This window comes from Roseovarius halophilus (ex Wu et al. 2025) (genome assembly GCF_047086965.1).
On the sequence record NZ_JBKOTX010000108.1, the window covers coordinates 1 to 19815 of the forward strand.

Annotated in this window: 21 protein-coding genes and 4 pseudogenes; 20 read left to right on the top strand and 5 right to left on the bottom strand. The window is 53.9% G+C overall.

The features are described 5' to 3' along the window. The first annotated feature begins 86 nt into the window (after positions 1 to 86). The 14 genes and pseudogenes from ACH107_RS19520 (at position 87) to ACH107_RS19585 (ending at position 14918) form a co-directional block, all read left to right on the top strand. Positions 87 to 344, top strand: coding sequence for an adenylyl-sulfate kinase (locus tag ACH107_RS19520; protein ID WP_412507246.1), 258 nt, complete (start codon positions 87 to 89; stop codon positions 342 to 344). Positions 345 to 352: 8 nt separating this feature from the next. After that, positions 353 to 1204 carry an alpha-1,2-fucosyltransferase gene (locus ACH107_RS19525; protein WP_412507226.1) on the top strand — a complete coding sequence of 284 codons (852 nt, stop codon included), beginning with the start codon at positions 353 to 355 and terminating at the stop codon, positions 1202 to 1204. Then, positions 1201 to 2094 (top strand): glycosyltransferase family 2 protein, encoded by an 894-nt coding sequence (locus ACH107_RS19530; protein WP_412507227.1) that lies wholly within the window; start codon positions 1201 to 1203, stop codon positions 2092 to 2094. The genes ACH107_RS19525 and ACH107_RS19530 overlap by 4 nt, the downstream gene beginning before the upstream one ends. Beyond that, positions 2084 to 3088 (top strand): hypothetical protein, encoded by a 1005-nt coding sequence (locus ACH107_RS19535; protein ID WP_412507228.1) that lies wholly within the window; start codon positions 2084 to 2086, stop codon positions 3086 to 3088. Before ACH107_RS19530 ends, ACH107_RS19535 begins: the two co-directional genes overlap by 11 nt. Before the next feature lie 942 nt (positions 3089 to 4030). Next, the gene (locus ACH107_RS19540) at positions 4031 to 5077 is read left to right on the top strand and encodes a glycosyltransferase (protein ID WP_412507229.1); all 1047 of its coding nucleotides are present in this window, start codon (positions 4031 to 4033) and stop codon (positions 5075 to 5077) included. After that, complete coding sequence (locus tag ACH107_RS19545; RefSeq protein WP_412507230.1) at positions 5067 to 6338, top strand: hypothetical protein; 1272 nt, start codon at positions 5067 to 5069, stop codon at positions 6336 to 6338. Before ACH107_RS19540 ends, ACH107_RS19545 begins: the two co-directional genes overlap by 11 nt. 104 nt (positions 6339 to 6442) lie before the next feature. Then, positions 6443 to 6958, top strand: coding sequence for a hypothetical protein (locus ACH107_RS19550; RefSeq protein WP_412507231.1), 516 nt, complete (start codon positions 6443 to 6445; stop codon positions 6956 to 6958). Positions 6959 to 7069: 111 nt separating this feature from the next. Further along, a pseudogene (locus ACH107_RS19555) lies at positions 7070 to 7915 on the top strand (cupin domain-containing protein); the annotation flags it as partial. A gap of 4 nt (positions 7916 to 7919) precedes the next feature. Next, positions 7920 to 8939, top strand: coding sequence for a UDP-glucose 4-epimerase GalE (gene galE / locus ACH107_RS19560; RefSeq protein WP_412507232.1), 1020 nt, complete (start codon positions 7920 to 7922; stop codon positions 8937 to 8939). 113 nt (positions 8940 to 9052) lie between these two features. Beyond that, positions 9053 to 10192 carry an ISL3 family transposase gene (locus ACH107_RS19565; RefSeq protein WP_412507233.1) on the top strand — a complete coding sequence of 380 codons (1140 nt, stop codon included), beginning with the start codon at positions 9053 to 9055 and terminating at the stop codon, positions 10190 to 10192. A 578-nt stretch (positions 10193 to 10770) separates the two neighbouring features. Then, a complete protein-coding gene (locus tag ACH107_RS19570; RefSeq protein ID WP_412507234.1) occupies positions 10771 to 11355 on the top strand; it encodes a hypothetical protein in 585 nt (194 codons plus the stop codon). A gap of 4 nt (positions 11356 to 11359) precedes the next feature. Then, positions 11360 to 12481 carry a GDP-mannose 4,6-dehydratase gene (gene gmd, locus ACH107_RS19575; RefSeq protein WP_412507235.1) on the top strand — a complete coding sequence of 374 codons (1122 nt, stop codon included), beginning with the start codon at positions 11360 to 11362 and terminating at the stop codon, positions 12479 to 12481. 4 nt (positions 12482 to 12485) lie between these two features. Continuing rightward, positions 12486 to 13442 (top strand): GDP-L-fucose synthase, encoded by a 957-nt coding sequence (gene fcl / locus ACH107_RS19580; RefSeq protein WP_412507236.1) that lies wholly within the window; start codon positions 12486 to 12488, stop codon positions 13440 to 13442. 27 nt (positions 13443 to 13469) lie between these two features. Continuing rightward, the gene (locus ACH107_RS19585) at positions 13470 to 14918 is read left to right on the top strand and encodes a mannose-1-phosphate guanylyltransferase/mannose-6-phosphate isomerase (protein WP_412507237.1); all 1449 of its coding nucleotides are present in this window, start codon (positions 13470 to 13472) and stop codon (positions 14916 to 14918) included. Between the two features lie 345 nt (positions 14919 to 15263). On the opposite strand, the gene ACH107_RS19590 is transcribed toward ACH107_RS19585, so the two are convergent. After that, the gene (locus ACH107_RS19590; protein WP_412507238.1) at positions 15264 to 15701 is read right to left on the bottom strand and encodes a hypothetical protein; all 438 of its coding nucleotides are present in this window, start codon (positions 15699 to 15701) and stop codon (positions 15264 to 15266) included. On the opposite strand from ACH107_RS19590, the pseudogene ACH107_RS19595 reads away from it, so the two are divergent. Continuing rightward, positions 15691 to 15822, top strand: a pseudogene (locus ACH107_RS19595) (Mu transposase domain-containing protein); the annotation flags it as partial. The gene ACH107_RS19590 and the pseudogene ACH107_RS19595 sit on opposite strands and share 11 nt — an antisense overlap. Here ACH107_RS19595 and ACH107_RS19600 read toward each other — a convergent pair. The 3 genes and pseudogenes from ACH107_RS19600 to ACH107_RS19610 form a co-directional block, all read right to left on the bottom strand. Beyond that, a pseudogene (locus tag ACH107_RS19600) lies at positions 15823 to 16065 on the bottom strand (IS21 family transposase); the annotation flags it as partial. It lies immediately after the preceding pseudogene. Between the two features lie 160 nt (positions 16066 to 16225). Next, positions 16226 to 16954 (bottom strand): annotated as a pseudogene (locus ACH107_RS19605) (phage tail tube protein); the annotation flags it as partial. A gap of 32 nt (positions 16955 to 16986) precedes the next feature. Further along, complete coding sequence (locus ACH107_RS19610; RefSeq protein ID WP_412507239.1) at positions 16987 to 17412, bottom strand: acyl-CoA transferase; 426 nt, start codon at positions 17410 to 17412, stop codon at positions 16987 to 16989. A gap of 116 nt (positions 17413 to 17528) precedes the next feature. Between ACH107_RS19610 and ACH107_RS19615 the strand changes: the two genes are divergently transcribed. The 5 genes from ACH107_RS19615 (at position 17529) to ACH107_RS19635 (ending at position 19489) form a co-directional block, all read left to right on the top strand. Next, positions 17529 to 17837 (top strand): DUF1778 domain-containing protein, encoded by a 309-nt coding sequence (locus tag ACH107_RS19615; RefSeq protein ID WP_412507240.1) that lies wholly within the window; start codon positions 17529 to 17531, stop codon positions 17835 to 17837. Next, positions 17827 to 18372: a GNAT family N-acetyltransferase gene (locus tag ACH107_RS19620; protein ID WP_412507241.1), complete on the top strand. Its 546-nt coding sequence runs from the start codon at positions 17827 to 17829 to the stop codon at positions 18370 to 18372. Before ACH107_RS19615 ends, ACH107_RS19620 begins: the two co-directional genes overlap by 11 nt. Positions 18373 to 18511: 139 nt before the next feature. Next, positions 18512 to 18865 carry a type II toxin-antitoxin system RelE/ParE family toxin gene (locus tag ACH107_RS19625; RefSeq protein ID WP_412507242.1) on the top strand — a complete coding sequence of 118 codons (354 nt, stop codon included), beginning with the start codon at positions 18512 to 18514 and terminating at the stop codon, positions 18863 to 18865. A gap of 5 nt (positions 18866 to 18870) precedes the next feature. Further along, positions 18871 to 19269, top strand: a complete 399-nt coding sequence (locus ACH107_RS19630; protein WP_412507243.1) for a helix-turn-helix domain-containing protein — start codon at positions 18871 to 18873, stop codon at positions 19267 to 19269. A 1-nt stretch (position 19270) separates the two neighbouring features. Then, positions 19271 to 19489 carry a GDCCVxC domain-containing (seleno)protein gene (locus tag ACH107_RS19635; RefSeq protein ID WP_412507244.1) on the top strand — a complete coding sequence of 73 codons (219 nt, stop codon included), beginning with the start codon at positions 19271 to 19273 and terminating at the stop codon, positions 19487 to 19489. Positions 19490 to 19499: 10 nt separating this feature from the next. On the opposite strand, the gene ACH107_RS19640 is transcribed toward ACH107_RS19635, so the two are convergent. Next, positions 19500 to 19815, bottom strand: a 316-nt coding sequence (locus tag ACH107_RS19640; RefSeq protein WP_412507245.1) for a DUF6441 family protein, incomplete at its 5' end; no start/stop codon positions are given.

Here is a 19815-nt window from a genome sequence, read left to right on the forward strand (position 1 = left end):
TGTTCAGCGGGCTGCTGTCGCACTACCTGTTCCGAGACCGCTACGGGCGGCCGGGCAAAGGGAATGACAAGGGCAATGTCGAGGGGATGGTGGGCTATGGCGAATTCATCGAGGTGTTTATCGACACGCCCCTATCTGTCGCTGAACAGCGCGATGTCAAAGGGTTGTACGCCAAGGCGCGATCGGGGCAGCTGAAAAACTTTACCGGTATCGACAGCCCCTATGAACAACCGCCATCGCCCGAAATCCATATCGATACGACCAAATTAACGGTTGAGGCAGCAGCTGATGCGATCATCAACTTTATTTTAGCATTTCAGTCGCAATACTTGGTGCGGAAATGATAAAGAATGTGAATAAAATTCTGAGACTCCAGGGAGGTATCGGCAATCAGTTATTTCAGTTTTGGGCTGCCTACTTTTACAGTCAGCTTAATGACTGCAAATTGACCATAGATACAGGTAATTATCCGCCGGGCTTTAACTTTTGCTTAATCCAAGAAATTATCCCTGAATTAGACTTTGACTGCATACCAACATCACTGCTTGAGCGCGTCCTGCAACGTCATATTAAACTGCCATTTTTAAATGGTATGCGTATATATCACGAGAAACAAATGATGTATGATCCATCCTTCTGGAACCATTCAACTAACACGCAGTTAATGATGGGCTATTTTCAAAGTTTCAGGTATTTTCTTGATCCAGACATGGTAGTTGAGGAAACTCTACGCGCACTTTCTCAAAGTGCTAGTGGGTTCAACGAAGAGATTTTGGAACAAGAAAAAGATTTAGTGTCAGTACATATTCGACGTGGTGACTACTCAAATAATGTTCATACATTGAAATATCATGGCATTTGCAGCGATGGTTACTATCTAAATGCAATGAAACTGATAAAGCGCCTAAATCCGGATGTAAGATTTGTTGTGTTTACAAATGACCTTCCATACGCACGCATGTTATTTTCTAAAGAGCCGGTATATTTTGCAAATGAACTATTCAAGAGCAGCTCTGATCGTGAAGAAATGTACTTAATGAGTAAGTGTAAATTTAACATCATCTCAAACAGTTCTTTTAGTTGGTGGTCAGCATACCTCAACAAATCACCCGAAAAATTAGTAATCGCTCCAAGTGAGTGGTACGGTTTTCCATACGATAGCCAGGACTTGCTACCTGTAGATTGGTTGAAAATTTCAAAATGAACGCTGATCTCACTGTAGTGGTTCCAGCGTTTAACGCCGCAAGAACGATCGCTTCCACATTGCAATCTATAGCCGACAGCTCTTACATTCCGCATAAAGTGATCTTGGTTAACGACGGCTCTACTGACGACACAGTCCGTGAGGTTACTCGTTTCACTACCATGCTAAACCTACAACTAATTAATCAAGAAAACCAAGGTATTTCATGTGCATTAAATAATGGTATGAAGTTAGTTAAAACACAGTTTGTTGCTAGATTAGATGCAGATGATTTGGTACATCCTCAGCGTTTTGAAAAACAGGTAGAATTTCTTTTAAAGAATCCAAAAATTTGTGTTTTAGGCTCTTCAGTAAAAGAGTTTGGTAATTCTTACTCGGAGCGACATTATCCCATGTCGGAGATTGCTGTTTTATTGAGGTCTACACACTCCACTATTGTTGCCCACCCTAGTGTGACCGCCCGAACCCTCACTATGACTAAGTACAAGTACAACAGCAGCTATAATGGAATTGAGGATCATGAATTATGGTGCAGGATGCTGGCTGGCGCCGTTCGTATCACTAATTTACCAGAAGTGTACACTTACTATCGCGTTCACCGCGCACAGATAAGCGCAAAACCCTCCAGAAGACTCATGGCGCTCAAAACTAAAGTGAATAAGGACTTTTTCAATCATGAATACGTTCGAAGTCGACTTCTAGCTAAACCAATTACAGAATCGGGAAACAATGAAGATGTAACGGAGCTCGCGGTCGCTATAATTAAAAATGAAGCTGTACACGACCACTTCCGTTTTCAGATAAAAGATCTACTGCGAGATTCGAGAGTTCCGCTAAAGGTGAAGTGTCGTTTGGGGTTAGCTTTACTTGGAAGATATTATGACCCGTAAAATCTATATTATATTGAGAGGGAGACGTTCTAAGCTACCGGAAGTCGACGGTTATGTCGAAGCATTGGAGGAGCTTGGAGAAAATGTATCCGTTATCACTAGTGATACATATGAGACGCTGCGGTACTTTAAACGGCTTAAATTCTACTTGAATGTTAATCGAGAATTAACCAGTAACAATAGCGTTTCCATCGTTTGGGTCATATGGCAACCAATGTCATTTATCTTGCCACTACTTAATAAGATTTCACTTAAAAAGTTAGGTAAATTTCAATTCGTTATGGATGTCCGTACAAAAGCCGACAGTAATGGTCTTAAAGCACAGCTCAAGGATATTTTAACGAAGTTTGAAGCGTGTTTCTTTGATAAAATTGTTCTCATTAACAAAAACATATCGTTTCTAGTAGGGCAGCGTAAATTCTTTGAATTGCCTATGGGTGTATCGCGCGATTTCCTTGAAGGTCCAAAGTATGAATACGCTGAGAACTTGCGAATATCTTATTTTGGGACAATTAATAAAGATCGCGGTATAGACATAGGTCTAAATTTACTCGCTGACCTACCCATTGTTGATTCAATAACTGTTGCTAGCTTCAACAGTTTCTCTATGACTGCTAGCAGAGTGCCGTTTACTCACTTGGGTGTCATTGAGCGAGCGTATGTACCAGATTCACTTAGAGACAATAATATAAATGCATGTGTAAGCCTAATCGCGCCTACTAGCGCAGTGTTCATACAGGCACCTACTAAGGTTATTGAAGCACTTGCCTTGGGTTATGCGTGTGTAGTCAATGAAACTCCAGGCTTATATAATCTAAATATAGATCACTCGAAGCGCGCCCCTCTCGACGAGATTTACCCTGCTATCAAATGTCACCCAACGTGGCATAAACTCGATAAATTTTTTGGTGAAATATATTTATATTACCCTCATGACCTTAAGCATTTGACATGGACAAGCCATTTTAAAGGATTAATGGGAAAAATTTTATGAGTATAAGTAAAAATAACTTATCTTTTGTTATGCTCGTATGTATATTTGCTGTGTGCTTGATTTTGCTGTTACCAAAAGGCGAAGATTATCAACAATACCTTCACAACTTCAGCACCTCCAATACAAAATCTATTATCTTAAATAATACGAGTGAGATCCTTAATTTAATAGGCCTTAAACCATCACTCCAAATAATAATAGTTTCTATGTTTTCTTTAATGTTTGCCGTCAGAAGTGCTATTTTACTCGAGAAGATTTTCCAAATTAAACGTTCATATTTTTTTGCAATTCTTGTTATACCTAACTTTGGCAATGACTGGTTATCTCATATTCGATCTAATTTAGCGCAGATGATTGTTGTCTTCCTAGTTTGCTTCATAATTTATTACAAGAAATACTTATGGATTATTTTGTGTGCCGCGATTGGACCTTTAATTCATATTGCATCCATTCCTCCGTTACTAGCATCACTTACCTTTAAATGGATCGGTCGTCGATTATTTTACGCAGTGTGTTTTTACTCTTTAACGCTCTGTGTACTTTTATTTTACTATTCAGAAGATTTGCTAGCTCAACTTGTGCGATTCACGAAAAATCCATTACTGAACTTTTACTTTCACAATAGACTTGTGCCCAACTTATCAATACTTGCAGTCATTGAAAAAGTAATACTCAGTGTAGCAATTTGGTCACAAGCAATTCGATTTAACTCTTCAAACTTTAAATTTTTCGCAGCTCTTTATTTTATTGGCGTATTAATTTTTTGTTTTTTCAGCTTCGACCCGAATATGGCAGGCCGCGCCTCAAAGCCGTTTAATTACTTTGGCTATATTTGCCTTTTGGTAGTACTTAACCAATTCCGCCCAAGGATTTCCGGTCTCGCTTTCATGCAAGCCTTTTTAGTCTTGAAATTTCTCTCCAGTGTCAGGTACCTCTTCTGAAATGCAGTTTCTAGTCATAAACCTCGATGCGTCGATGCCGGGTGGTTTGTCTACATACGCCCAAAACTTGTATGGATTAGATCCAAAGTTTAAATTCAATTTTTATTCAGTATTTGGTGGAAAATTGATTACTAGTCGAATGAAATATACATCATTGTTCGACTGTACTATTGTAGGTTATAGTTTTTATGCAAAGATCCTGTTATATGCTTATAGTTTTTTCTATCTGACTTTTCATCTTGCTGGGAAAAATACAATTTTCATTGGCTCCACCCCAGCGATTTTGTCGTTGGGTGCCATTATCATTAATAAACTACTTAAAAGGCGGGTAATTTGGACGGTTCACTTGCCGATAAGCAGTGAACAGAAGGTAAAACAATTTTTCGTTAAGATCTGCGCGAAGCTTGATGTCGAGTTTGTGGTCCTGAATGCGAGAGCCCAACTCGATTACCAAGAATTTTCAAATAATGTCACCACAATTCCGAACTACAGTAAATATGAAGTTGTTCAGCGAGAAAATGCTACTATTACAAAGCTGCGCTGCCTTACAATTGGGAGGTTTACGCACCAAAAAGGGTACCCAGAAAATATAGATCTATTAATCAGGTTGTCAAAACTCGATAACGTTGAGTCGGTCACGGTCATTGGGGAGGGGCCATTTTTCGAGATTTTCAAGTCAAAAGTCGATGACCTTGGAGTCCATAAAGTGCACCTCGTTGAGGCCCCAGTAGATGTTTACCCGTTTTACCTAAGCAACGATATATTCTTGCTGCCTTCCCGATTTGAGGGTTTTCCAATGGTGTTGTTAGAGGCACTATCGCTTGGCCTGGTGCCTATTGCGTATGATTGTGAGACTGGTCCTAAAGAAATTTTGGCGTCGGAGGATTTTCTTGTTCCTCTTATGGACGCAGATAATTTTGTCAGAAAAGTGCAAGTAATTGATGGTAAAAGATTTCAGCTGATGCAGTCACAGCTAACAGCTATACGCGCCCAGTATACAAAAACTGGTTTTGAGTCAGGTTGGAGATCGCTTTTAAATGCTGAATAATGTTGTGTTCCTTGAAAGTGGCTATCACACGTTTTTTTGTGAGTTAGAAAAGTGTTTTGCTCAATCATATTTTGTAAGTTCAACTTGGGCACACAAATATGTCTATGCTCGCAATATGGGTATGATTTTCAATTCCCATCCGCTGACAATTGATCAAGCTACTGACGAAGAATTGATGGTGGCTATGGAAATTCAACAGCGAGGCTGGGTACGCGGCAGCAATATTAAATCTCTCAGTCTAGAATATATTCTGGGTGCGATAAGATCGGCTCACGAATTATTGCTGGAGTTTTCTGCAGACCTGCTGATCATGCACAATCATCAACGTTTCATGCATGCGATATTTTCGGCCGCTGCAGAAAAAATTGGCATAAAAGTAATTGTTTTCGAAAGAGGGCTCTTTAGGCCATTTACAACAACAATAGATGTGGGCGGTGTCAATGCCGACGCGAGTGTTAAGGATCAATGGTCCACAAGTATCGATCTATTGCAAACGGAAAGTTTTCGGAAGGCTCGCACTAATGCGTTTGACAGTTTCAGCACTCGTTATCGGTTTGTAATATTTTATATTTTGGTTCATATGGAAAAAATGTTTGGAGTTTCTCCTGCAGCATATCTTCCAAAGAAACCTTCTCAATTGATAAGGTTAGTGACAAATAAAATCTCGAGAAAGCTGGGATTTGGTCGATATCCAAAAATCCCTACAGATGACAATTTTGTGGTATTCGCCTTACAATTAGCCTCAGATACACAGCTGCTCTTAAATTCCCCTTGGAATAGCAATATGCATCTGTTGTACTATGTTAACCGGGCATTAGAAGAGCTCTCAATACATAACACAACTTTTATTTGTACGGTTCATCCATTAGATGATACTAGTTATCCGGATTTTTCGCATCTCAAATTTACTAGGGAGAGTACAGGTTCACTCATACATCATGCGTGTGCCGTCCTCACAGTGAATTCAACGGTTTCCATCGAAGCGCTTAGTCAAAGCGGCCCGATTTGCCTTTTGGGGCAATCCGGCTTTAATGTGCCTGACATTGGTTTCTTTGAGAGCCTTGCAAGTTTCCTGACGTTTGTTTCTAGTGGTGATGGCCTGTCAGAGTTACAATTAGATCTGCGTGGCAAGTATCTTGATTTCCTCATGTTCCAGTACCAAGTACCCATTAACGTTTACGAATTTTCGTCAACTGATGTAATCACTGCATATGAGAAAATATATGCAGTCGCAGGGCAAACAGAAGCCAATTTCAACTAAAATGGCCCTAGATGTTCCATCCCGGATGATCACATAGCCCGTCGTCAATCTGCGCTTTTCATGGCAAGATCTGTTTTGAACGAGGTGCGAGATGGGAGATCGACATGCTGATCAAGCTTCATGGCCAGGCCACGACGACACCGAAGATCAGGGCGGCCATCCAGGCGAGCGATGAACCGGCCTGGATCGTTGCCGAGCGCCACGGGACCTCCGAGCAAACCGTATGGAAGTGGCGCAAGCGCGACGGCGTTGAAGACCGCAGTCACACGCCGCACCGGTTGCAGACGACGTTGACGCCCGCGCAGGAAGCCGTCGCAGTGGCGCTGCGCAAGACACTCCTGGTCTCGCTCGACGACCTCCTGTCCGTGGTGCGCGAGTTCCTGAACCCGAATGCCTCGCGCTCGGGGCTGGACCGCTGTCTGCGTCGGCACGGTGTCGGCAACCTGCGTGACATGAAAGCCAAAGCCCCCAAGACCACGCTGCACCGCTACGTCTGGCTCTACAACCAGCAGCTCCCGCAATCAGCCCTGGGCAGCAAGACGCCCTTGCAGGCGATGAAAGACTGGCACAAACTCAAACCAGCGCTGTTCAGGAACCGGCCATACTACCTTCCGGGATGAGACACCTAGAGGCCCCGAAAAGCTGAAATAATAGGTTAAGGCATGGAAAAAGCTCTTATTACTGGGGTCACAGGGCAAGACGGCTCCTACCTGGCCGAGTTCCTTTTGGATATCTTCCTGTTCTCAACTTCAACCATCCTCAAGGCTTTCGAGCAGCACGCGCCGGAGACACTAGCCGGAGTGCGCGCTGCATTCGAAAACGCGGAGGCCGACCTTGGCTTTACGCGCCTAGCAGCTGAGCCGTGGTCAAGCCTCGAAAGCATCTCGATCGACTATGCGGTTATGGAGCGTGCCCCAAACCTCTCGGTGGCGCCCTACGGCGGGACCTGGTCTGATCTCGGGGATTGGCAAGCTATTTGGCGTGAGGGAGAAGCTAATAGCGACGGTGTTGTCATCAGTGGCCCTTCAACCGCTTTAGACTGTAAGAATACGCTGCTTCAGGCGACGAGCGAGACACAGGCACTGGTTGCAATGGGCCTAGAGGACATCATCGCCGTGGCCATGCCCGATGCAGTGCTAGTGGCACATAAGGATCGTGCTCAGGATGTAAAAATTGCCGTCAATAAGCTCAAAGAAAAGGGCGCTTCACAGGCAGAGACCCTGCCCCGAGATGATCGCCCATGGGGCTGGTACGAAAGTATCGCCATCGGCCCCTGGTTCCAGGTTAAACGTATCGTCGTAAACCCAGGCGCAGCACTCTCGCTACAATCTCACAACCACCGCTCTGAGCACTGGATTGTTGTTGAGGGTACAGCGAAAGTGACAGTCGACGCCGAAGTCAAGACCGTTACCGAGAACCAGTCGGTCTACATCCCATTGGGCGCAGTCCACCGGATGGAGAACCCAGGCAAACTGCCCTTGACGCTTATCGAAGTACAAACGGGCAACTACTTCGGGGAGGATGACATCATCAGATACGAGGACGTTTACTCACGGGGACAGGGTGCGAAGGGGTAGGATTTTGAAAGTTTTAGTAACCGGTGGCGCTGGTTATATTGGTAGCCATACGTGCTTAGAGCTCTTGCGAAGAGGCTGGGATGTGCATGTTATAGACAATCTAGAAAATGGTAGCGTTGAAGCGCTAACCAGAGTAAAACGCCTCTCAAACCGTGATCTAGCTTTCACAGAGTGCGACGTACGGAACGCTAATTCTCTAGATACGGTTTTTAATAAATTTCAACCCGATGCCATTATACACTTCGCAGGTTTAAAGGCCGTTGGTGAAAGCACTACAAGGCCTGCGCTCTATTACGACGTGAACGTTGGTGGCACAGCTGTGTTATTGGGCGCTATGGAGCGGGCCGGCTGCAACAACATCGTATTTTCTTCTTCAGCAACTGTATACGGTGAGCCGCAGTATTTACCATGCGACGAAGGACACCCACTTAACCCCATTAATCCATACGGACGTACAAAACTTATTGGAGAGACCCTACTTCAAGATTGGTCCAGCGCAGAACCAGACAGCCGCCACGCCGTTGTTTTAAGATACTTCAATCCTGTGGGTGCTGATCCATCAGGGGAAATTGGAGAAGACCCTAATGATGTGCCAAACAACCTGATGCCTTTTGTCGCCCAAGTTGCTGTGGGGCGTAGGGACTACCTACACGTTTTTGGTAACGACTATGAAACCATTGATGGAACCGGAGTGCGCGATTACATCCACGTAGTTGACTTAGCCCGTGCGCATGTTGCTGCAGTGGATCACATCCGAGAACTAGGGCCATTTGAAGCTGTAAACATTGGAACCGGAAACGGCATATCTGTTCTTCAAATGGTTGCTGAATTTGAGCAGCAATCTAGTAATAAGGTAAATTATCAGATTGCACCTCGCAGACCGGGCGACGCGGCAGAAGTTTGGGCAGACGGCTCTAAAGCCAAACTCATGCTTGGATTTCATGCAGAATTCGGGATTTCCGAAATGTGCGGTGATACTTGGCGTTGGCAGAGCGCAAACCCGGGTGGCTACCAAGAATCGTAAAAAAATGGACCGCGTAACAATCGCCTCACTGCCAAATATTATGCTGCGCAAATCTTAAATACCTCGACACTGTACTGGGCTCAGACCAGCCCCCTGCCCTCATAATGGCAGCCATGTCAAGCCGGTTTGCCTGTCCGTCTTGCGGGGCGGCCGATCAGCAGGTTCACGACACGCGATCGCGCAGCTGGGAACATCTGCGGTTCTTCGAGCACAAGGCCTTCATCCATGCCCGGGTTCCCCGTGTCGCCTGCAGCCAGTGCGGCAAGACCGGACAGGTCCCGGTTCCCTGGGCGCGCAGCGGCAGCGGCTTCAGCCAGTTGTTCGACGCCTTCGTGATCGCGCTCGCCCGCGAGATGCCGGTAAAGACCATTGCAGACCTGCTTGAGGTCGGGGACGAGCGGATATGGCGCGTGCTTGACCACTACGTCCCGGCTGCCCGCGCGCTGGAGGATTTCAGCGATGTAACCGCCGTCGGTATAGACGAGACAGCAGCGCGGCGCGGCCACAATTACATCACCCTGTTCCATGATCTCGAGGCGGGCAGACTGCTCTTTGCCTGTGAGGGCCGGAATGCGGACACCGTGAAGAACTTCGCCAAAGATCTGCGCTCTCATGGTGGCGATCCGGACGCCATCACAGCCGCCTGCATCGACATGAGCCGGGCCTATATTGCCGGCGTCGGTCGGCATCTGCCGAACGCAGCCGTCACCTTCGACCGGTTCCACGTCATCCAGCTGGCCAACGCCGCGCTGGAAGAGGTCCGACGCGCCGAGGTGCGCAGCACGCCCGCCCTCAAGCACAGCCGGTGGATGTGGCTCAAGGACAAGAACAGCTGGACCAAACCGCAGATCGCGCAGCACCATGAGCTGTCGCGCATGCATCTCAAGACGGGCCGCGCGTTCCGCATGAAAGAGACCTTGCGCGACATCTTCGCGACGGCGACCACGAGGGCCGAAGCCGAAGAGCAGCTCACCGCCTGGTTCCGATGGGCGCGCCGCAGCAAGCTGGCGCCCTTCAAGAAGCTCGCCCTGACCCTGAAAGCGCACTGGGAAGGCATCCTCAACGGCTTTGACAGCGCCCTGAGCAATGGCTCAGTCGAGGCCATCAACGGCCTGATCCAGGCCGCCAAGGCACGCGCCCGAGGCTACCGCAAGCCACGCAACTTCACCCTCATGGCCTACCTGATCGCAGGCAATCTCAGCCACCTGCCAGCCTCACCCTACCACACAACATTTGGGGCTCTCGTCGAATGACCGCGCAGAAGCCAACCCACACAAATCACGAAATAGCCGGATTTTGCCGACTACGCCGCGCATAACCGGCGAGAGGTGGATCGGATCTTCGAAGCGCTCCTCGATGATCCGGCGATCGGGAACCGGATGGTGCAACGCCTTTTGCAAACGCACAAACGATGGGTCTTTCCCCGGAGGCTGCGGGCCTTGGCCGGGCTGGAAGCGCCGCCCTCACCAAGCCGCCGCAACAGGTTGGCCCGGCGTCTGGGATCCGTGATTCGCAGGGTCCTGCCGCAGTGACTTTGCATGGTCTGGATATCATGCAGACCGACCGGAGGGCCCACAGGAATTTAGGGAAAAGCGCATGTTCCCATTGGCTCGAAACCCTGACCGATCCGGTCCATTGGACGGGACAGGGCGATATCCGGCCCCCTTATCCATTGTCTCGCGAGAGCGTTTGCCACATTGTGCTTGCAGCCTTGAAAAAATAGGGACACACCCATGCTTATGAAGACGATGATCCTCGACACACCGCTGGAAGCCCCGGCACGATCCATCGCGCGTGTTGTGCGCTGGCCGATACAAAAATGAGACCTGTCGTGCGCTTGTTCAAACAAACGCCGAGACGTATCCGAATCGCCCTTGCGTCCCGAAATAACCGAGACGTGGGCGACATAGACGTTGTGATCTGCTCACCTGGAGGCGTTGCAACGACGATGCTTTTGGAGCATCTTGCGTGTTTTGTCCGCACGAATGACAAAGATGACCGCGATACATTGAAGCATGTTCCTGATCCGGAATTGCTTCTCTCTGATCCCAAGTTTCAGGGCCGTATCTTATACATCTATGGTGACATAGATTCTACCGTCGCAAGCATAGAACGTCGTGGCTGGATTCGAATTCAGGGTGCCAAACTCGGCAGCATGTCGGCGGTGATCTTGTCGCACACAGCCTCCCGACATGCATTCGAGAACGCCGTAGCGGCTCAGATACAGACTTTTCTTGGTTGCAAGGACCCGCGCCTGATGACGATGCGCTTTGAAGCGATTTGGGAAAATACCGAAAGATTGTCCGATTTTTTAGGTATTGAAGATCCAAAATTTCTGGAGAAGTTTCCACAGCGAAAACGCCGACAGACCGAGCAGCATCACGAACGGATGCGCTCACTGGAAAGACAGCACTGAATCCATGACCAAACGCGCACTCATCACCGGCATCACGGGGCAGGACGGCTCGTATCTCGCCGAATTCCTTCTGGAAAAGGGATATGAGGTCCATGGCATCAAGCGCCGGGCGTCGCTTTTCAATACCCAGCGTATTGACCACATCTACGAGGATCCGCACAGCAACCACCAAATGCTCAAGCTGCATTACGGCGATTTGACTGACAGCTCCAATCTTACCCGTATTCTCAGCGAGGTGAAGCCCGACGAGGTCTATCACCTCGGCGCGCAGAGCCATGTGGCGGTCAGCTTCGAGGCGCCGGAATACACCGCTGACGTGGACGCCATGGGAACCCTGCGCCTGCTCGAGGCGATCCGCTTTCTGGGGCTGGAAAAGACCACGCGTTTCTATCAGGCCTCGACATCGGAGCTCTACGGGCTCGTGCAGGAAACACCGCAATCGGAAACCACGCCCTTCCACCCTCGCAGCCCCTATGCCGCGGCCAAGCTTTATGCCTACTGGATAACCGTGAACTATCGCGAAGCCTACGGCATGTATGCCTGCAACGGCATCCTGTTCAATCACGAAAGCCCGCGCCGGGGCGAGACCTTCGTCACACGCAAGATCACACGCGGCCTCGCCAATATCGCGCAGGGGTTGGAGGACTGCCTCTACATGGGCAATATCGACGCGCTGCGTGACTGGGGTCACGCCAGGGATTACGTGCGCATGCAGTGGATGATGCTCCAACAGGACGCGCCCGACGATTTCGTAATCGCCACCGGCAAGCAGTATTCGGTCCGCGAATTCATTATCTGGACGGCGGCGGAGCTCGGGATCACGCTGGAATTTTCCGGCGAGGGGGTCGGAGAAAGCGCCACCGTCGCCCGCGTCACGGGCGACCAGGCCCCGGCGGTCAAACCGGGCGACGTGATCTTGCGGATCGACCCGCGCTATTTCCGCCCCGCCGAGGTCGAAACCCTCCTCGGGGATCCATCCAAGGCCAAGGCCGAACTGGGCTGGGAGCCCGAAATCACCGCGCAGGAGATGTGCGCCGAGATGGTCGCGGAAGACCTGCACACCGCGCGCCGGCACGCCCTGCTCAAGGCGCACGGCATGGACCTGCCGGTGTCATTGGAGGGGTAAGCCGATGACCCGCATCTATCTGGCCGGGCATCGCGGGATGGTGGGTGGCGCGATCCTGCGCAAGCTCGAAGAGCGCGGAGAGACCGTCATCACACGAACTCATGCCGAGCTTGACTTGACAGACCAGGCGGCCGTTCGTGACTTCTTCCAGGCCGAACGACCTGACCAGGTCATTCTCGCCGCGGCCAAGGTCGGCGGCATCCACGCCAACAACACCTACCCAGCGGATTTCATCTACGAGAACCTGATGATCGAGTGCAACGTGATCCATCAGGCGTTCGCGGCCGGGATCACGCGGCTCATGCAACTCGGGTCAAGTTGCATCTACCCCCGCGCAGTGCCGCAGCCGATGCGCGAAGATGCGCTTCTGACGGGCGTGTTGGAGCCGACGAACGAGCCTTATGCCATCGCCAAGATCGCCGGGATCAAGCTGTGCGAGAGCTACAACCGTCAACACGGCACCGATTACCGCTCGGTGATGCCCACCAACCTGTATGGCCCCGGAGACAACTTCCACCCCGAGAACTCCCATGTCCTGCCCGCCCTGATCCGCCGCTTTCACGAGGCCCGGCAGGCGGGACGCGAGGAAGTCACGATCTGGGGCTCGGGCACGCCGCGTCGCGAGTTCCTGCACGTCGATGATATGGCAGCGGCGTCGCTCTTCGTGTTCGACCTTGCCCGCGACACCTATGACGCGAACACCGAACCGATGCTCAGCCATATTAACGTCGGAACGGGCGAGGATATCACCATCCTGGAGCTGGCGCGGTTGGTGGCGCGGGTCACAGGGTACGCGGGCCGCATCGTCACTGATCCGACGCGGCCCGATGGAACCATGCGCAAGCTGATGGATGTCAGTCGCCTTGCGGACATGGGCTGGCGCGCCTCCATCCCCCTCGAGGATGGAATTGCAGAGACCTACCAGTGGTTTCTCGACAACCCGGACAAGATCCGGGCGTGATCGACATTTGATGGAAAGATTTCAGTTGTGACCCAGGACATTCATCCCCTCCTGCTCTGCGGCGGCTCGGGCACCCGGCTCTGGCCGCTCTCGCGCAAAAGCTATCCCAAGCAATTCACCAAGCTGATGGACGAAGAAAGCCTCTTTCAGGCGTCGGCCCAGCGGTTATCCGGGCCGGGCTTCGCCGCACCGTCCGTCATTACCGGGGCCGACTATCGGTTCGTCGTCACGGAACAACTGGCCGGCATCGAGATCGCCGCTGCCGCCACCCTCATTGAGCCTGCCGGGCGCAACACGGCTCCCGCAATCCTTGCCGGGGTTCTCGAGCTGCAGGCCCGCGCGCCCGGGGCGCTCATGTTGGTGGCGCCGTCCGACCACGTCATCGCCGATGCCGCCGCGTTCCGGGCCGCCGTTCAAGCGGCTATTCCGGCGGCGGAGGCCGGGCAGCTGGTCACATTCGGTATTCGCCCTGATCGGGCCGAAACAGGCTATGGCTGGCTTGCGCTCAGTGAGAAGCCGGATGCGGATTTCACACCCGTGGCGCAGCCGCTCAAGAGTTTCGTCGAAAAGCCAGATGCTGCCACGGCGCAAGATATGCTCGACGGGGGCACGCATCTCTGGAACGCAGGCATTTTCCTGTTTTCAACGGATGCCATCCTGACCGCGTTCGAGTCGTATCAGCCCGAGATGCTCCGCCTTGTAAGAGAGGCGGTAGACGCCTCGGAAAAAGACCTCGGGTTCCTTCGCCTGGCCCCTGCCCCTTGGGCGGATTGTCCCGATATCTCGATCGATTACGCGGTGATGGAGAAAGCCGACAATCTGACAGTCGTGCCCTACGGCGGTGCGTGGTCGGATCTGGGCGGATGGGATGCGGTCTGGCGGGAAAGTGGCCCAGACGAGACGGGCGTCGTGACCTCCGGTCCGGCCACGGCCATCGACTGCACTGACAGCCTGCTGAGGGCTGAGGACGGACAACAGGCGGTCGTCGGCATTGGCCTCAGCGACGTGATCGCGGTGGCAATGCCGGATGCCGTTCTGGTGGCGCACAAGGACCGCGCGCAGGACGTCAAACAAGCCGTCGCCGCGCTGAAGGCGCAAGGCGCGAAACAGGCTGAAACGCTGCCGCGCGACTACCGCCCATGGGGATGGTACGAAAGCCTGGTCGTCGGTGGTCGCTTTCAGGTCAAACGAATACACGTCCATCCTGGCGCGGCACTCTCCCTGCAAAGCCATCATCATCGCTCGGAACACTGGATCGTTGTCGAAGGCACGGCCAAGGTGACCGTCGATGACGCGGTCAAGCTGATCAGCGAAAACCAGTCCGTCTACATTCCGCTTGGGGCCGTGCATCGCATGGAAAACCCTGGCAAGGTCCCCATGGTCCTCATCGAAGTGCAGACCGGCACCTATCTCGGTGAAGATGACATCATCCGCTACGACGACATTTATGCCCGCGGCCTGGGGGAAAAGGGATGACGACCATGACCTGCTTCAAGGCCTACGACAGTCGCCGGCGGCTCGAAACCGTCCTCGATAACGGCACGCGTATAAAATCGGGCATGCGTAAATCTCATTGAAAGAACATTTAGCGAACATGTTTTTGCAAATCCGCGCCTGCTCCCGCATCACCGCGTAATCCGCGAGCCAGCCAACGATCGCTGCCCCCTCTGGCAGCGCCGCCACCTCGTCTGCCACCTGCGCCTGCTCAGTCGGGTTGTACGCCACCACCGGCGGACACGCGCTGATCGGGGCCCCAGAACCCACCCCACGCAACCGCTCAGCCAGATCACCGCGGTTACCCGGGAGTGGGCTCCCGGCTCTTCACCCGCCCTTGCCGACGGCGACCCAAACGCTGAAGGCCCCGCTTTCATCGGTGATCCTTTGCTCGATCGGCGCGGCGCGCTCTGCGGCGTCGATGGCATCTAGGGTTTTCGCCTGCGCGGCATCGAAGGCGATGGCCTCGGCCGCGCTCTTGGCCCGGTGGTTCAGCCCCGTGGCGCTGTCGTGCCAGACAAAGGCGTCATAGTCATAGACCGCGAGATCGTCACGCGCTGGATCTACCACCTCCCAGGTCTCAGCGCCGCCCTCGCCAAACCGCACGCCATTGATCACCCGCGCCGCGGCATGATCGCGGCGCAGCTGCGCGAAGCGGGTCTGATCATGCGCGCGCGCAGCCTCCAGCGCGTCATGAAGCTGGCCGTCTGCCGTGCGGAACAGGTCCTCTTCGATATGATCGCCGAAGTATGTGATGCCCGACACGCCTTTCGAATACGCTGAATGGAAGCAGGCCAAGGTGCATCCCGACTACCATATCGAGGTGCTGCACAGCTTCTACTCCGTGCCGCACCGCCTGATCGGTCGGAAGGTCGATGTCCGGCTAGCCGCCGGTGAACTTGTGTTCCGCCTTGAGCCGCTCGTGGATCCGCTTCGCCGTGTGGCGCTGTTTGCGGGGCACATTCTTGTCCCCTTCAAGTTAGCCGTCGATGATCTCCGTAAACCCATCAAGCTTGGGACGCTTGATCTCCTTCGTGCGCCGGTAGCCCGGCGGCGTCGAGAACGCCAAAATCTTGCGAACGCTGTCGCGCGATATATTGAAATGCCGCGCCAGCTCCCGCTGGCTCATCCCCTCGCTGCGCGCCAGCCTGACCTTCAGATAAAGTTCCACGGTGTAAATCTCCTCGCCCTCCCTGCTGCCACAAGAAGGGAAAAAGTGGACGACTTTTACGCCGCCCGCACCGCCAATATGGCGGCGCTACCGTGGTCTAGTTTTGCACCGCCGTTCTCATCGCCTGCTGCACCAGCGTCTGGTCGGCAAATCGCACCACAACATTGCCTGTCAGCGCCGCGATTGAGGGGTCCGCGCCATCGATCTTGCCATCCGCTCGGATGGTCTCAATCCGGTCGAGGTTGTTGGCATAGTTAATATCGGCCGAGACGACATTGCCGATGCTTGTCCCATCCCGCGTGACCGCTCCGTTGAAGTGGCCGAAGCGGTGCAGCGCGATGCTCTCCGGCGTCCCAGCGGACGTGCTCGTGGCCGTGTCTTCGCCCTGCGCCACGAGGCTGACCGTCGCTGTCAGCAGCCCCGACCGGGCCATCTGCCAGCTGAGACTGTCGACCATGCAGCCGGCATACATGGCATAGCGCGGGACCTCGGGCATGCCGGTCTCGATCGACATCGAGGGCAGCGTCCATGACCCGGACTGGAACTCATGGGTGTAGGGGGCCTCCGCGCCCGTGGTCATCGGCGCGCCAAACGCCGCTTTCAGCCAGACCCCGAAGCCTTCCGCGTCGATGGGAACCACGACATCCCCGTCGGCCGTCACCGCATCCTTGATCGGCGCCTGCGGATCGCGGCCATAGCCCAGAAGCTCCGAGCTTTGCTGCGGCTGCTCCGCCCCAAGCGTCGTGCTGGCAAAAGGCATGCGGATGAAGCCACTCGCAGGCGGCGTGCCGTAGCTGGTCTCGAACGCAAGCGCCATCTGCGCCCGTGCCCCTTGGGCTCGTGCCATGGTGTTTTCTCCTGATCTGTCAGCTTGTGTGGTCAGGCCAGCGCGTCGCTGGTCGCGTAATGCAGGATCACCGGCACCAAAGCGGCCTTCAAACTTGCAGCGCCCTCGACAGCCAGATCGACTGGCTCGGGTGCCTCAGCCTCGACCCAATCGCATAGCCCGCCAAGCGTGCGGTCGGCCACGATGACCGCCCCGATGGAGGCGACCAACTCGGCAAAACGGGCGTCGCGGTCAGTCGCAGTCTGCACCACCACCTCCAGCTCCGCACGGTGCTGGTAGTGATAGCGCAACGGTGACAGCGTCACACCCGGCTCGCCAGGGGTCCCATCGCGCAGGATCATCAGGCCCGAGGGTGGGATCCGCTCCGGCAGCACCTCGCCGCGCAGCACCGGCACATGCGGGATCGTTCTAAGCTGGTCCGCCAGGGCGGTGAGGATGGTCTCTCGGGAGGTGGGCATTGGCTATCCTGAGATCTATTCGATTTTCGAAGCGGTCGTTTGTATGGTGATTATCACCGGGGGTTATTGACATGTACGGCGCTCCGCCGTACATATTGTGTCAAAGGAGACCAAGTATGTTTGCAAGCGAAACCGCCGCACCTACGCCGGGCAAGATGGACGCGCGCAAGGAGTTGCGCATGCATCGTACTGATGAAGAGCGCATCAAGGCCGCTGCCGCTGCAACCGGCCTGCAGGAAGCCGACTTCATTCGGCAGGCAGCCCTTCTGCGTGCACAGCAGGTCGAGCAACGTGCGTCCCTCTCTGTCTTGCCTGTCGAGACATTCGATGCATTCAAGGCGGCCGTCGAGGCGCCCGGTCGGGTCGTACCCGGGTTGGCTCGTGCTGCAGACGCGTCGAAGGGCCTCCTGAAGGATGCCGGCTGAGACCGCAGCGGACGCGCCCGCTCTGACGATCGCGAAATTCGACAAGGCGCTGCATGACCGCAGCGCCTTCTCTTGTGGCTTTGGCCCCATCGACAACTTTCTGAAGTCGTCACTTTCGGACCAGATCAAGACCGGAATGGTCGCTGCGTGGATTGCCACAGCTGGCGACGATCCCGCCGTGCTCGGCTTTTACACGCTCGGCGCAATGGCCGTCCGAGCAGATCTCGGCCTCGACAAATGGCAGCGCGCCAGTGTGCCGGACATCCCTGTCATCTACATCCGCGCGGTTGCCGTGCGCGATGACATGCAGGGCAAAGGGCTCGGAACCGCCCTCGTCGTGGACGCCATGCGGCGCTGCCTCGGGATCGCCGATCAGATGGGCGCTGCGGCCATCGTCCTCGATGTGCTCAAGGACGATCACTTCGACCGCCGCTGGAACTTCTACGAAGAACTTGGCTTCCAGCCGCTCGGCGATCCCGAGAACCCGCAGCGCGTCTTCATTCCGCTGACGAACGTGCGCGCGACGCTGGGCTGAAAAGCCACAGCGCCGAGAGCCGCGCGTGCAGCGCGGTGAGTATGGTCTCGCGTGGGGTGGGCATGGACGAATGCTCGCGTCATCGTTATTGCAAAATTAGTGCTTCAAGGCTATATTGTTTGCAAGAGATGAGGACCGGATGCAGTGGACCGTTTCGTTCGCAGAGGAGTTCGAGCCGGAGTTCGATGAACTCCCGCAAGAGATGCAGGACGCAATCCTTGCGCGCGCAATTCTTCTGGAACGCGAGGGGCCATCGCTCGGCCGACCGCATGCCGACACACTGACCGGGTCGAAGCATGCGAACATGAAGGAGTTGCGCTGCAACGCCGCTGATGGCGTCTGGCGCATCGCTTTTGCATTCGATCCCGACCGGCAAGCGATCCTGCCTGTCGGCGGGGACAAGTCAGGTGGCAAGGAGAAGCGCTTCTACAAGCAGTTGATCAACCGGGCCGACGATCGGTTCGACCGCCATCTCCAGAGACGGAAAGGATGACGACCATGGCCCGAACTCTGAAGGACAAGATGGCCACCCTCGATCCTGCCCGCCGCGTGAGCTTGGAGTCAGAGGCGGATCGGTTGCACACCGAGTATCTGACCCTGCAGGAGTTGCGGAAGGCCAAGGAGATGACGCAGGTCCAGTTGGCAAAGACGCTGGGTATCCAGCAGGCAACGGTAGCGAAGTACGAGCGGCAGAGCGATCTGCTCCTGTCGACGCTCACCAGCTATGTTCAAGCCATGGGCGGCAACCTCAGGCTGATGGTCGAGTTTCCCGGCAAGGAACCTGTCGCGCTCGAGGGTCTTGGAGATATGGAGGAGCCGCGCCGCCGGCGTCGCGCAGAGCGGGACCAAAGCGAGGCGGAAGCCGGCGCCGGGTCAGTCGGCTCTTCGATTTTGTGACATGAATGCACGAGCACCACTTCTGACCAGCACCCTGACCTGTCCGCATTGTGGTCACTCGGCGACCGAGACCATGCCGACCGATGCCTGCCAATGGTTCTACGAGTGCGGGTCCTGCGGCATGGTGCTGAAGCCAAAGCCCGGCGACTGCTGCGTCTACTGTTCGTATGGCACCGTGCCCTGTCCGACCATACAGCAGGGGCACTCCTGCTGCGAATGAGAAATGCATCTTACAGCCTCGCCGCCACCCAATTCGCCACGATCAGCCCCGGTACGCTGTCCTGCGCCCGCGCGGCATCCCGGTCCAGATCCAGCCGCTTGGGCAGCTTGACTTGCGGGACGAGCAGAAAGATCGGAACGGTCGCGCGGCCACGTCCGGTCTTCGAGCGCGAGGCCACACCAAGGCCGCGGCTGTTCAGCCGCCCATCGGCCACGAGCAAGCTCGGCCCGCGCCGGCGATAGACGAAGCGCAGGCGCAGGCCCCGGCGCCGTTCCCATTCTCCCGGCGTGAGCCGTGCCCCACCGCGACCACGCCCGGCGGCTTGC

What these genes read in the sequence shown, in the direction of transcription:
- ACH107_RS19520 (WP_412507246.1), top strand. Translation starts at nt 87, where the DNA reads ATGGTGGGCTATGGCGAATTCATCGAGGTGTTTATCGACACGCCCCTA.
- ACH107_RS19530 (WP_412507227.1), top strand. Translation starts at nt 1,201, where the DNA reads ATGAACGCTGATCTCACTGTAGTGGTTCCAGCGTTTAACGCCGCAAGA.
- ACH107_RS19535 (WP_412507228.1), top strand. Translation starts at nt 2,084, where the DNA reads ATGACCCGTAAAATCTATATTATATTGAGAGGGAGACGTTCTAAGCTA.
- ACH107_RS19540 (WP_412507229.1), top strand. Translation starts at nt 4,031, where the DNA reads ATGCAGTTTCTAGTCATAAACCTCGATGCGTCGATGCCGGGTGGTTTG.
- ACH107_RS19545 (WP_412507230.1), top strand. Translation starts at nt 5,067, where the DNA reads ATGCTGAATAATGTTGTGTTCCTTGAAAGTGGCTATCACACGTTTTTT.
- ACH107_RS19550 (WP_412507231.1), top strand. Translation starts at nt 6,443, where the DNA reads ATGCTGATCAAGCTTCATGGCCAGGCCACGACGACACCGAAGATCAGG.
- ACH107_RS19565 (WP_412507233.1), top strand. Translation starts at nt 9,053, where the DNA reads ATGTCAAGCCGGTTTGCCTGTCCGTCTTGCGGGGCGGCCGATCAGCAG.
- gmd (WP_412507235.1), top strand. Translation starts at nt 11,360, where the DNA reads ATGACCAAACGCGCACTCATCACCGGCATCACGGGGCAGGACGGCTCG.
- fcl (WP_412507236.1), top strand. Translation starts at nt 12,486, where the DNA reads ATGACCCGCATCTATCTGGCCGGGCATCGCGGGATGGTGGGTGGCGCG.
- ACH107_RS19610 (WP_412507239.1), bottom strand. Translation starts at nt 17,412, where the DNA reads ATGCCCACCTCCCGAGAGACCATCCTCACCGCCCTGGCGGACCAGCTT.
- ACH107_RS19615 (WP_412507240.1), top strand. Translation starts at nt 17,529, where the DNA reads ATGTTTGCAAGCGAAACCGCCGCACCTACGCCGGGCAAGATGGACGCG.
- ACH107_RS19620 (WP_412507241.1), top strand. Translation starts at nt 17,827, where the DNA reads ATGCCGGCTGAGACCGCAGCGGACGCGCCCGCTCTGACGATCGCGAAA.
- ACH107_RS19625 (WP_412507242.1), top strand. Translation starts at nt 18,512, where the DNA reads ATGCAGTGGACCGTTTCGTTCGCAGAGGAGTTCGAGCCGGAGTTCGAT.
- ACH107_RS19630 (WP_412507243.1), top strand. Translation starts at nt 18,871, where the DNA reads ATGGCCCGAACTCTGAAGGACAAGATGGCCACCCTCGATCCTGCCCGC.
- ACH107_RS19635 (WP_412507244.1), top strand. Translation starts at nt 19,271, where the DNA reads ATGAATGCACGAGCACCACTTCTGACCAGCACCCTGACCTGTCCGCAT.